Source organism: Citricoccus alkalitolerans (assembly GCF_039528175.1).
GTDB classification, from domain to species: domain Bacteria; phylum Actinomycetota; class Actinomycetes; order Actinomycetales; family Micrococcaceae; genus Citricoccus; species Citricoccus alkalitolerans.
In genome coordinates, this window is record NZ_BAAALH010000001.1 from 253,745 (window position 1) to 266,233 (window position 12,489).

The following is a 12,489-nucleotide window of genomic DNA, read 5'->3' on the forward strand; positions in this document are numbered from 1 at the left end:
TCCAGTATCCGCTGAGAGGCGGTGGCCTAGCCACCGCCTCTCAGGTGTTTAGCGGCCCAGGGGCCTTTCTACTGTGACGTGCTCTCCGCTCAATCCACGGTCAGGTCGTAGCGGTGCAGGAACGCGGCCACTTCACCACGGCTGATGGACCGGCCGGGCCTGAAGGTCTGGTCCTCGTAACCGATGGAGATCTCCTCGGATGCCATCCACGAGATGGCCTTGTAGTGGGCGCTGGACTCCTTCACGTCCGAGAACGTCGCCGTCCCTTCCTGGGCGGGTTTGACGGCCCGGTAGAGGAACGATGCGAACTCTCCACGGGTCACTTCCCTGCCCGGCTTGAACGATTTGTCGGCGTACCCCGTCGTGACCCCGCTCTCCACGGCCCAGGAAATCGGGGCGAAGTGCGTGTGACTCTCCGGAACGTCAGGGAACTTCTTCTCGGTTCCGGCGGAGGGTTCATCCAAGTACCGGTAGATGAAGGCCACGGACTCGCCACGGGAGATGTCCTTGTTCTTGCCGTAGTAATTGTTCGCGTAGCCGTTCGTGATGGCCTCACACTGCAGCCAGCGGACGTGTTCGTAGAGTCGCGACCCGAAGACGTTGTCCGTGAAATCGCGTGCGTCACACGTGGTCGGCCCTGGAGTGGGCGTCGGCTCGGTGGGAGTCGGCGTGGGCGTCGGCTCGGTGGGAGTCGGCGTGGGCGTCGGCTCGGTCGGTGTGGGAGTGGGTGTCGGCTCGGGGGTGGGAGTCGGCGTTGGCTCGGTGGGTGTGGGTGTGGGTGTGGGTGTGGGAGTGGGAGTCGGTTCGGTCGGTGTCGGAGTGGGTGTCGGCGTCGGCGTCGGCTCGACCGAATCCGGGGCGAACCGGACGTCCACCAGGTAGTTGGTGGAGGTCGCCGTGTCCGGGAACGTGCCGCCGTAGTTGTACCGGCCCGCGTCGACCGGGGTCCGCAGCGGTCCCGAGATGGTCGGCTCCGCCCATTGGCCGAGCTCGGCGGAGTACTGGGTGGTCCGGTAGGACACCACATACTCCTTGCCCGTCTCCAGTCTCACCGGGGTGTCCAGGGGAGCGTGCTGCCATCCGGAGGCCGATGCGGTGCCGAAGGTGACCTCGCCCAGCAGGGTGCCGTCCGAGGCATGGAGGGCGCCGACGTGCGGACCAGGGTTTCCGGCGGCCTTGTAGAACTCGAGCCCGGTGACCGTGCCCGGCTCGGTGGTGGAGAAGGCCGTGCCCAGGGTCACGGGTTCGCCATCGTCCACCAGGGACGTCGTGGGGACCACGGATTCGGCGAGCAACCCGAAGGGGCCGTTCTCCGATGCAGCGGACACCGTCCTGAAGCTCCAGGTGTTGCCCCGGGTGACCACTTCACCGGCAGCATCGCGGGCGACCAGGGTCACGGTGTAGGGGGTTCCGTTCGCCAGGGACTTGTCCGGGGTGAACGTGGCCGTCCGTGTGGCCGCATCGTAGGATGTGGTGCCCTGCACGGCCGTGCCGGCCGACGGTGCACCCGGATCGCGGTCGCCGGTACCGGCCTTGACGGTGATGGCGACGCTCGATGGAACGACGTCTCGGGTCAACACCGCGCTGACGGCCGTGTCCACCGGCACGGAGTTGGCCGTGTGGGCCGGCCGGGGGGTCCCTGCCGACAACGCTGCCTCGTCACCGGCTTCGAACACCGCATCCACGTAATAGTTCGTGCTGTTGTAGCTTGAGGCGGGGAATCCGCCGTTGGTGTCGTAGACACCGCCTTGGGAGACTCCGAAGCCACCGGCGACGGTCAGCGGGGCCGCCGTGATGCCACGGTAGGCGAAGTAGTACGGGTCGGCGGCGTAGTGGCCGTTCGGAGCGGAGTAGGACACCACGTAGGTGCTGCCGGCCTCCACCGCCACGGGCTCATTGAACTCCGTGGTCTGCCAGCCGTCGGAGCCGCCGCTGGGGAAGCTGGCCGTGGCCAGGCGGGTGCCGTCCGAAGACCACAGGGATCCGGTATGCGGGCCGGAGTTGGCGCCGCCGAGGTAGAACCGTGCGCCGGTTACCAGGCCATCCGTGGTGGGGGTGAACCGCAATCCGAGTTCGACCGGCTCCGGGTCCCCTGCGTCAGCGGTATCCGGCGTATTGGTGCCGAAGACGCTGTAGGGGCCCGTCACATCCACGGTGATGGGCGTACCGGAGGCGGGGTAGTTGGCGCTGTCGTCAATGCCCCGGACCAGCACGGTGTTCTGCCCCATGCCCTGTTGGACGTAGGTGAAGGACCAGCTCGTGGTCCCCTCGGCCAGGTTCCAGGTCGCGCCGGCATCGAGCGAGTACTCGACCCCGGCCACCTTGCCGGCAGTGGCACCGGAACCGTCCGAGGCGGTGCCCTTGATGGTCACCTTCTGGCCATGGGCCACCGCGGCGGAGGGCTCGGAGGTGACCGCCACGGTGGGCGGGGTGGAGTCCTGGGACGCCTGGGCAGCCACCAGGTCTGGCTGGAGCGTGCCGGGCTGCACGCCCATGTCAGCGAAGAGGTTGACCTGGGCTTGTTGCATGCGCTGGTCTGGGGTTGCGCCGTCACCGTCGTGCCAGTCGTCGAGGCCCCACGTCCACTGGATGCTGCCCGCGGAGAACACGAGCGCACCACTGGCGGCCTTGTACAGGGTGAGGTGGTGGGTCGTCTCGCCCGGTGCCACCACGTTGCCGAAGTCCTGCAGGTACTCGGGCACCTGTCCCGTGGTGGTGGACAGGTGGATCAGGCCCGCAGGGCGGAAGCCGTTGTCCAGGTCCTCGTTCGACTCGTAACCGACCGTGTGTGGGGCCAGAGGCTCTTCGGCCCCTGCGGCCAGGTTGGTGAGGTTGGTGCCGCGCCAGAGTCTCAGGTCGCCCTCACGGTCGTTGACCGTCACCGGGAGGTCGCCGAAGTTCACCACGTAGGCGGTTCCGGACAACGCGTTTTCCGGCTTGCCGCCGCCGTTGGCCGGAGAGGCGAACCGCGGGTCACGCCAGGTCCCCGTCCACTCGGCGGCCGGGTCGATCTTCCGGTCGGACCAAGTCTCCTTGTAGCTCACCAGGGTGCGGTAGTCGTTGCCGGCGGGATCCGCCGGGGACTTCTCGTAGCGGACACGCCAGTAGGCCTCGTTGCCGGTGAGGAACTGGAGGTTCACGCCGGCGTCGCGCGCCTTTTCGACGTTCTCGCGCTGCTGGCCGGACCAGTATTCGTCGTGACCGACGGAGAGGAACGTCTTGTGGTTGGTCAGCTGGTCACCGTGTCGGTCCGTGTCGACGTTGGAGAAGTAGGTGACGTCGTAGCCGTTGCGCTCCATGAAGCGAACCATCGGGTACTCGGCACCGAAGTAGAAGTCCCGGGCCTCGATCCCGCCGCGGGTGGCGAACGGACGGTTGTAGCTGATCTTGTAAGCGCGGGTATTGGCCCCGCCCTGGTAGAAGTTCGAGCCGCCATAGTTGTTGTAGGCGTGCCACGTGGTGTCAGAGGTCTGGAACAGGACGTCGGCCTTCACGCCATCGTTGCGCACCACGAAGGTGATGTGGCTGGCGCCGCCGGTGTCCTTGCGCGTCAGCTTGGCCACGTAGACGCCTGAGACGGCATCGGCCGGCACGTCCCAGGCGGCGGACACGGCCCAGTTACCGCAGTCGGTCAGTTCCGTGGACGCGTCCCGCAGGCACTCGGGCTGCTTCTGCGGCAGAGCGGCGCCCGGATCCACGGAGGCCACCTTGCGGGCACCCAGCCCCTCGTAGTATCCGGTCCGGTAGATGTCGATGTCGTAGTCGGCGGCATCGGTGTCGACCTTGAAATCGATCCGGTTTCCCGCGTTGACGCTGATGTCCGTGGCGAAACCCTGGATGGACTCGTCGCCCGCACCCTCGATCTCCCACTCGGTATAGGGCGAACCCGGCTTGGAATTCTCACACACGATGCGATTGGCGCCCGGCCCGCAGTTCTCTGCGGCGGACACAAGCGGCGCCCATCCGAAGGGCAGGATGAGGGCCACTGTGGCGACGAACACGATGGCAAGGGACGGCCACCAACGGCGCAGTCGCGCATAGTGGCGGTGGACAGTGACCGGTGGCGGGGGTGCGGGCGAGACTGGGTGCATTGGGCCAGACTAGAATCCCCTAGTTCCCCAGGTTGTGGGTACCGACCCGAGCACGCGGTGAACGGGTATGGCCCTCCGTAGTAGCGAAACGGACCTAGGGAGAATCGAGTAGCCCACTTGCTGAGCATCTGGCTTCGCCTCGGCGATCACCCCGGTTCGGAGCCCTCCCGCCCGACCGTCTAGACTGACCGGCGGCAGTCAACCAGCACTGGACTATCGAAGCAGGAGTGCAGATCCTTGACCGAATCCACCGTGGCGCCCGCAACGCCGGCAGCCGTCATCGTCCTCGCCGCGGGGGCGGGAACCCGGATGAAGTCCAAAACCCCCAAGATCCTGCACCCGATCGGGGGGCGGTCCATGATCGGTCACGCCCTCACCGCCGCCGCGGGGCTGAACCCGCGCGAGCTGGTCGCCGTGGTCCGCCACCAGCGTGACCTGGTGGCCGACCACATCCTGTCCCTGGCAGACACCCTCGGCACCGTTCCGGTCATCGCGGACCAGGACGAGACCCCGGGCACCGGCCGCGCCGTCCAGTGCGGCCTCGAGGCCCTCACGGCCGCCGCATCACCCACGCCCGACGCCGGCCCGCGCGGTACCAGCGGCATCACCGGCACCGTCGTGGTCACCTACGGCGACGTCCCCCTGCTGACCACGGAGCTCCTCGCCGAACTCGTGGCCACCCATGAGTCCGAGTCCAACGCGGTCACCGTGCTGACCGCACTCCTGGAGGACCCCACCGGCTACGGCCGCATCCTGCGGGACACCGACGGCTCGGTGGCCGGGATCGTGGAGCACAAGGACGCCACGGAAGCCCAGAAGCAGATCAACGAGGTCAACTCCGGCATCTACGCCTTCGACGGTGCCCTGCTCGTCACGGCACTGGCGGAGGTCACCACGGACAATGCGCAGGGCGAGATGTACCTGACGGACGTGCTGTCCATCGCCCGTGCCGCCGGTGGCCGGGTGGCCGCGGTGACCACGCAGGACCGCTGGCAGGTCGAGGGCGCGAACGACCGGGTGCAGCTGCAGGCCCTGGGCGCCGAGATGAACCACCGCACTTTGGAGCGCCACATGCGCGCCGGCACCTCCATCCAGGACCCGGCCACCACGTGGATCGACTCCACCGTGACACTGGAATCGGACACCACCATCCTGCCGAACACCCATCTGCAGGGCACCACTCACCTGTCCGAGGACGCCGTGGTCGGCCCGGACACCACGCTCGTGGACACCACCGTGGGCGTCGGGTCCACCGTGACCCGCACCCAGGCGAGTGGCGCCGTGATCGGTGACCGCGCCGCCGTCGGGCCCTTCACCTACCTCCGCCCGGGCACCGTGCTGGGGGAGCAGGGCAAGATCGGGGCGTTCTACGAGACCAAGAACACGGTCATCGGCCGCGGCTCCAAGCTGTCCCACCTCGGCTATGCGGGGGACGCGGAGATCGGCGAGTACACCAACATCGGCTGCGGCAACATCACCGCCAACTATGACGGCGTGAACAAGCACCGCACCGTGATCGGGGACCACGTGCGGACCTCGTCCAATACCGTCTTCATCGCCCCCGTGACCGTGGGGGACGGTGCCTACACCGGTGCCGGCGCCGTGGTCCGCAAGGACGTCCCGGCCGGCGCGCTCGCCCTGACCGTCGCCCCGCAGCGCAACAGCGAGGGCTGGGTCGAGGACCGCCGCCCCGGCTCGCCGGCCGCCGATGCGGCCGCCCGGGCCCGCGTGGGCCACGGCACCCCAACCACCGATCACACCCTCACCGGCCGGCCAACCCAGTCAGAATCAGGAAGTACACAGCGATGAACGAGATCACCCAGCACAGCGAGAAGAAGCTGGTTCTGGCAGCGGGCCGGGCTCACCCCGAGCTGGCGGCACAGGTGGCCGAGGAGCTCGGCACCGAGCTGCTGCCGATGAGCGCCTATGACTTCGCGAACGGGGAGATCTACGTCCGCTCGGGTGAATCCGTGCGCGGCAAGGACATCTTCGTGATCCAGTCGCACCCGGCGCCGCTGAACAACCACCTCATGGAGCAGCTGCTCATGCTGGACTCGTTCAAGCGCGCCTCCGCCAAGCGCATCACCGCCATCTCGCCCTTCTACCCCTACGCGCGGCAGGACAAGAAGGGCCGCGGCCGCGAGCCCATCTCCGCCCGCCTGGTTGCTGACATGTACCGGACCGCCGGCGCGGACCGCATCATGAGCGTGGACCTGCACACCGCCCAGATCCAGGGCTTCTTCGACGGCCCGGTGGACCACCTGTTCGCGGTGCCGCTGCTGAGCGACTACATCCGCACCAAGACGGAGGGGGAGGAGCTCACCGTGGTCTCCCCGGACACCGGCCGCGTGCGGGTGGCGGAGCAGTGGGCCGAGCGCCTCGGCGGTGCCCCGCTGGCCTTCGTGCACAAGTCCCGTGACCTCACCGTGCCGAACCAGGCCGTGTCCAAGCAGGTCGTCGGCCAGGTCGAGGGCCGCACCTGCGTGCTGATCGACGACATGATCGATACCGGCGGCACCATCGCCGGGGCCGTGCGCGTGCTCAAGGAGGCCGGCGCCAAGGACGTCATCATCGCCGCCACCCACGCCGTGTTCTCAGATCCGGCCGCGCAGCGCCTGGCCGAGTCCGGCGCCCGGGAGGTCGTGGTGACCAACACCCTGCCGATCCCGGAGGAGAAGCGGTTCGACGCCCTCACCGTGCTGTCCATCGCCCCGCTGCTGGCCCGCGCCATCCGCGAGGTCTTCGAGGACGGCTCGGTCACCAGCCTGTTCGACGGCGACGCCTGAGCCGGTGGCCCGCGGTGTAGAGCCGCGGGCCGCCGTGCCCGGGCTCGGATCGCCTTAAGCAACTACGAGAGGACGTTGCACCCGTGGGACCCACGGGTGCATTGTCCTCTCGTAGTGGATGCCTAGGCCGGTCGGGTGGAGCGGCTACCGTTCCGGCCCGTGACCGGTTACCGCTTCAGCCAGGTGGCCACTTCGCGGGCCTGACGTCCCAGCACCTGGCCGACTCGGGGCTCGGCGGCCTGGCCGATCTTCTTGCCGAGCAGCGGGATCCTGCACTCGAGGGTGCCGGTGACGCGCACCTCGGTGCCGGCGTCCGTCGGCAGCAGCAGCTGTTCGGCGGTCGCGGTGGTCTTGGCGGCACTCACGGTGACGATCAACTGGCCGGTGCGGGAGCCGTCGGCCGCGGGGGCAGACCAGGTCTCCTGCTGCTCCACGCTCAGCTTGTCCCCGAGGAACTTGCCGGCGACCTTCTGCACGGCGTCCGGCAACTTGTTGACCGGCACGGAGCGCACCATGGTGATGCTCACCGGACCGGTGAGCTCGCCCTGGCGCTCGAAGGCGACGAGCGCTCCGCCAAGGCCCTCGGTGACCTTGCGATTGAAGGCCTCGTCGACCAAGGCGGCGAACACGTCGGCTGGCGGGTGGGCAATGGTGGTTGATTCCTTGAACGCCATGAGGTCCTCCTGGGGGTTCGGTCTGTTCCATTGGTCTCCGCCAGCGGCGGACACCACGCCCGAGCCTATATCGACCAACTATGCTGGGATGAATGACCACTCCCCACCCTCTGGCAGGGATGTTCCCCGCCCTGCTGCAGGACCAGGCCATCGCCGCTGCCTCCCTCTCCGCTGCCCGCACCGGTGCCGACCGCACCGAGGACCTGGAGATCAGCCTTCCCGACGGCGCCCGGCCGCCCTTGGTGGCCCTGCTCGCCGGCGCAGCGGCTGAGCTCGCCAAGAACGGTGCCCTGGCGACGCCGGCTGATCTGCCGGCTGCCGGCCTGTCCGACTCGGGACTGTCTCGCCCGGCCACCGTCCTGCTCGTCACCGCCACCTCACGTGAGTCCGAGGACCTCACCGCCGACCTGGCCGGCTGGATGGACCCGGACACTGTGGCCCACTTCCCCTCCTGGGAGACCCTGCCGCACGAACGACTGTCTCCTCGCTCGGACACGGTCGGCACCCGGTTGGCGGTGCTGCGCCGTCTGGCCCACCCCGGAGAGGACGGCCGCGCGCCACTGGCCGTGGTCACCGCCCCGATCCGCTCGGTGCTGCAGCCCATGGTCGCCGGCCTGGGGGACCTGGAGCCGGTGCGGATCTCCGTCGGCGAGGACCACGACTTCGATGGCGTGGTCCAGGCACTGGCGGACGCCGCCTACTCCCGGGTGGACATGGTCTCCCGCCGCGGCGAGTACGCGGTGCGCGGCGGCCTGTTGGACGTCTTCCCGCCCACCGAATCCCACCCGCTGCGCATCGAGTTCTTCGGGGACGAGGTGGAGCAGCTGCGCTACTTCTCCGTGGCGGACCAGCGCTCCCTGGAGGACACCAGCGGGGACGGCACCGGCCACCCCACCACCCTCTACGCGCCGCCCTGCCGCGAGTTGTTGCTGACGGACACGGTCCGGCGCCGGGCCAAGGAGCTCATGCCCCGGCTTCCCGGAGCCGTTGACATGCTCGAGCGGATCTCTGAGGGCATGGCCGTGGAGGGCATGGAGTCCCTTGCCCCGATCCTGGCCGAGGGCATGGTCCCACTCGTGGACCTGCTGCCCGAGGGCTCCCTGACCGTGCTCGTGGAACCGGAGAAGATCCGCCACCGCGCCGATGACCTGCTGAGCACCAACGAGGAGTTCCTCCAGGCCGCCTGGGCCACCGCCGCCATGGGCGGAGTCGCCCCCGTGGACATCGGCTCCGGGACAGGGGTCCCCGGACCGGACGGTGGGCAGGGCGGACAGGCGGACGCCGGCGGCTTCGCCACCCTCGCCGAGACCCGCACCGCGGCCCTGCACCGGTTCCAGGGGTGGTGGCAGCTCACCAGCCTCGGCACGGACGTGGAGCTGTTGCCGGATGCCTCAGCCCTGCGCACCTCTCTGGCCGAGCCGCAGGGCTTCGCCGGGGACGTGGAGGCCATGACCCGGCACGTGGCCGAGCGCTGCCGGGACGGCTGGCAGGCCGTCGTCGCCACGGATGGGCCGGGCCCAGCCCGCCGCCTGGCGGAACTGTTCGGGGAGGCCGGCCTGGCCGCCGTCGTGGTGGATGCCGTGCCCTCCGAGCCGCAACCGGGGCAGGTGACCATCACGACCGCCGTCGCCGGTTCCGGCTTCGCCCTGCCCGGGGCCAAGGTGGCGCTGCTGACGGAGCAGGATCTGTTCGGCCGCAACCGGGCGGCCGGGGCCCGGGGCGGCACCAAGACCCTCGCACGCAAGCGCCGCAACGCCGTGGACCCGCTGACCCTGACCGAGGGCGATTACGTGGTGCACACGCAGCACGGCATCGCCCGGTTCGTGGAGCTGCAGCGTCGCAAGGTCGCCTCCGGAACGGTGGGTGCCGGCGGTGCGGGCGCGGGTGCGAGCGCCGGCGGAAGTGCCGACTCCTACCGCGAGTACCTGGTCCTGGAATACGCGCCGTCCAAGCGGGGTGCGCCCGGGGACCGGTTGTTCGTCCCGACGGACCAGCTCGACCAGGTCAGCCGGTATGTGGGCGGAGAGGCGCCGAGCCTGTCCAAGATGGGCGGGTCCGACTGGGCGTCCACGAAGTCCAAGGCGAAGAAGGCGACGAAGCAGATCGCCGGTGAACTGATCCGCCTGTACTCGGCCCGCATGGCCTCCCGCGGACACACGTTCGCCCCTGACAGCCCCTGGCAGCGGGAACTGGAGGAGTCCTTCCCGTTCATCGAGACCCCGGACCAGCTGACCACCATCAACGAGGTCAAGAAGGACATGGAGTCAGCCGTGCCCATGGACCGGTTGATCTCCGGCGACGTCGGCTTCGGCAAGACGGAGGTCGCCATCCGGGCCGCCTTCAAGGCGGTCCAGGACGGCAAGCAGGTGGCCGTGCTGGTCCCGACCACGCTGCTGGCGCGCCAGCACCACGAGACCTTCACCGAACGCTTCGCGGGCTTCCCCGTGAAGGTCAAGCCGTTGTCCCGGTTCCAGAACGCCAAGGACTCGAAGGAGACGTTGGACGGGATGGCTGAGGGGACCGTGGACGTGGTCATCGGCACCCACCGTCTGCTGTCCAAGGAGGTCCAGTTCAAGGACCTCGGCCTGGTGATCGTGGACGAGGAGCAGCGCTTCGGCGTGGAGCACAAGGAGGTGCTCAAGACCATGCGCACCAACGTGGACGTGCTCTCCATGTCCGCCACGCCCATTCCCCGCACCCTGGAGATGTCCCTGACCGGCATCCGCGAGACCTCTACCCTGGCCACGGCCCCGGAGGAACGCCACCCGGTACTGACCTACGTGGGCCCGAAGACCAACCAGCAGATCACCGCCGCCATCCGCCGCGAGCTGATGCGTGAGGGTCAGGTCTTCTTCGTGCACAACCGGGTCTCCTCGATCGACAAGGTGGCCGGGGAGATCCGTGAGCTCATCCCGGAGGCCCGCGTGGTGGTGGCCCACGGCAAGATGGGCGAGACCCGGCTGGAACGGGTCATGGAGGACTTCTGGGAGAGGAAGTTCGACGTGCTGGTCTCCACCACGATCATCGAGACCGGCCTGGACATCGCCAACGCGAACACCCTGATCATCGACCGGGCCGACGCCTACGGGCTGTCCCAGCTGCACCAGTTGCGTGGACGGGTTGGCCGCGGACGGGACCGCGCCTACGCCTACTTCCTCTACGACCCGGAGAAATCACTCAACGAGACTGCCCTGGAACGGCTCAAGGCGGTGGCCGCGCACAACGAGCTCGGCTCCGGCATGCAACTGGCCATGAAGGACCTGGAGATCCGCGGCGCCGGCAACCTGCTCGGCGGGGAGCAGTCCGGGCACATCGCCGGAGTCGGCTTCGACCTCTATCTGCGCATGGTGGGCGAGGCCGTGGCGGACTTCAAGGGCGGCGAGGACACCACCCCGGCCGAGGTCAAGGTGGAACTGCCCATCAACGCGCACCTGCCGCACGACTACGTGCCGGGGGAGCGGCTGCGCCTGGAGGCCTACCGCAACCTGGCCCAGGCCAACGACGACGCGGCCGTGGACGCCGTGGTCGAGGAGCTCAAGGACCGCTACGGGGACCTGCCGGACGCCGCCGAGAACCTGGTGGCGGTGGCCCGCTTCCGCAACGCGGCCCGCGCCGCCGGCGTCACCGAGGTCATGCTGATGGGCCAGAACGTGAAGTTCGGTCCAGCGGACCTGCCTGAGTCCCGTCAGATGCGTCTCCAGCGCATGTACAAGGGCGCCGCGGTCAAACCGGCCCTGAACGCCGTGATGATCCCGCGGCCGAAGACGGCGCCGGTGGGCGGCAAGGACCTCACTGACCTGCCCCTGCTGGACTGGGCGGCCCAGGTGCTCAAGGCGATCTTCCTGCCGGACGCCCCGGCCTGAGCGACCGGGGGTGTTCCACTCTGCACCAGCCTCTATACCGGGACCGCGTCACCCCGTTTCACTGTGCGGGCAGAAATAAGTACTCATATCTGGCCGCAAAGTGACTGGCCTTCAGCCGTGCGTCAGGAGTGTGGGTTCCGCCGGGCCCGCCATTGCACCCACCAGTCCGGCGCGGGCACCCCGGCCAACCAGGGGGACAGGGGTGTGGCGTTGAGGGCCAGGCCCACGGCCCAACTGATGAGGACGGTCAGGACGAACTTGGCGCCGTCGTCCAGGATGCCGACGTCCACGAGGGTCTGCAGGAGCCAGCCGTGGAAGAGCACCACCACCGTGCCGGTCCGCACGAGGGCGTTGACGGGGCGGGCGGCGCCAGCCACGAGCCGGTTCACCACGGTGCTGAAGACCAGCACGAAGCCGGCGGCCGTCATGGCCCCTACCACGGGGGTGATCAGGAACTGGCCGAAGCCGGAGAACTTGATGTTCAGCGGTTCCACGCCCAGCGTCACGGCGAGGAACCCCGCGCCGATGAGCACCACCCCGAGCAACGCGCGGTTGCGCTTGATCCGGGGTTGTATCTCATAGCGGAACAGCTCGCCGGCCAGCACGAAGAACAGGCAGGGCAGCGCCAGGCCGAGGCCCAGGGGAGTGCGGCCGAGCAGGCTGTCCGGCAGCATGGACAGGGCCAGGCCGAGTATGGCGACCCCCCAAGCCACAAGCACGGGGAACCGTTCGAGGATGCGCCGCAGCAGGGTGACGAAGAAGAGCACTGAGATGAACCAGAAGGCCCACCACGGCGGGGTCTGATCGGAACCCCCGTACCAACCGTTGGCCATCAACGGCCAGAATTCTCCGGGAGTGTCCCGGGTCCAGGCCCAGGCCGCCAGGCTCATGATGACGGCCCAGATCAGGTACGGCACCGCCAGGGTCCGCCACCGGGCCTGGAGCTCGTAGACGAAGGGACGTCCACGGGTCCAGAAGTAACCGGTGAGGAAGAAGAACAGCGGCATCCGCCAGATCTCCAGGTATTCGCCCCCGACCAGGCGAGGCCCGTAGGAGTGGCCCGCCACCACGGCGA

Annotated in this window: 6 protein-coding genes; 3 read left to right on the forward strand and 3 right to left on the reverse strand. The window is 68.8% G+C overall.

Annotated elements, in window-relative coordinates; translation table 11 throughout:
- Positions 1–89 precede the first annotated feature (89 nt).
- The gene (locus ABD134_RS01145; protein WP_344225938.1) at positions 90–4,091 is read right to left on the reverse strand and encodes a N,N-dimethylformamidase beta subunit family domain-containing protein; all 4,002 of its coding nucleotides are present in this window, start codon (positions 4,089–4,091) and stop codon (positions 90–92) included.
- 237 nt (positions 4,092–4,328) lie between these two features.
- On the opposite strand from ABD134_RS01145, the gene glmU reads away from it, so the two are divergent.
- On the forward strand, positions 4,329–5,900 hold the full coding sequence (gene glmU, locus ABD134_RS01150) for a bifunctional UDP-N-acetylglucosamine diphosphorylase/glucosamine-1-phosphate N-acetyltransferase GlmU (RefSeq protein WP_344225940.1): 1,572 nt from the start codon (positions 4,329–4,331) through the stop codon (positions 5,898–5,900).
- A complete protein-coding gene (locus tag ABD134_RS01155; protein WP_344225942.1) occupies positions 5,897–6,877 on the forward strand; it encodes a ribose-phosphate diphosphokinase in 981 nt (326 codons plus the stop codon). The genes glmU and ABD134_RS01155 overlap by 4 nt, the downstream gene beginning before the upstream one ends.
- A gap of 167 nt (positions 6,878–7,044) precedes the next feature.
- On the opposite strand, the gene ABD134_RS01160 is transcribed toward ABD134_RS01155, so the two are convergent.
- The gene (locus tag ABD134_RS01160; RefSeq protein WP_344225944.1) at positions 7,045–7,551 is read right to left on the reverse strand and encodes a DUF2505 domain-containing protein; all 507 of its coding nucleotides are present in this window, start codon (positions 7,549–7,551) and stop codon (positions 7,045–7,047) included.
- Positions 7,552–7,643: 92 nt separating this feature from the next.
- On the opposite strand from ABD134_RS01160, the gene mfd reads away from it, so the two are divergent.
- A complete protein-coding gene (gene mfd / locus ABD134_RS01165; RefSeq protein ID WP_378108413.1) occupies positions 7,644–11,414 on the forward strand; it encodes a transcription-repair coupling factor in 3,771 nt (1,256 codons plus the stop codon).
- 122 nt (positions 11,415–11,536) lie between these two features.
- On the opposite strand, the gene ABD134_RS01170 is transcribed toward mfd, so the two are convergent.
- On the reverse strand, positions 11,537–12,489 hold a 953-nt coding region (locus ABD134_RS01170; RefSeq protein WP_344225946.1), incomplete at its 5' end, for an acyltransferase family protein.

What these genes read in the sequence shown, in the direction of transcription:
- ABD134_RS01145 (WP_344225938.1), bottom strand. Translation starts at nt 4,091, where the DNA reads ATGCACCCAGTCTCGCCCGCACCCCCGCCACCGGTCACTGTCCACCGC.
- mfd (WP_378108413.1), top strand. Translation starts at nt 7,644, where the DNA reads ATGACCACTCCCCACCCTCTGGCAGGGATGTTCCCCGCCCTGCTGCAG.
- ABD134_RS01155 (WP_344225942.1), top strand. Translation starts at nt 5,897, where the DNA reads ATGAACGAGATCACCCAGCACAGCGAGAAGAAGCTGGTTCTGGCAGCG.
- ABD134_RS01160 (WP_344225944.1), bottom strand. Translation starts at nt 7,551, where the DNA reads ATGGCGTTCAAGGAATCAACCACCATTGCCCACCCGCCAGCCGACGTG.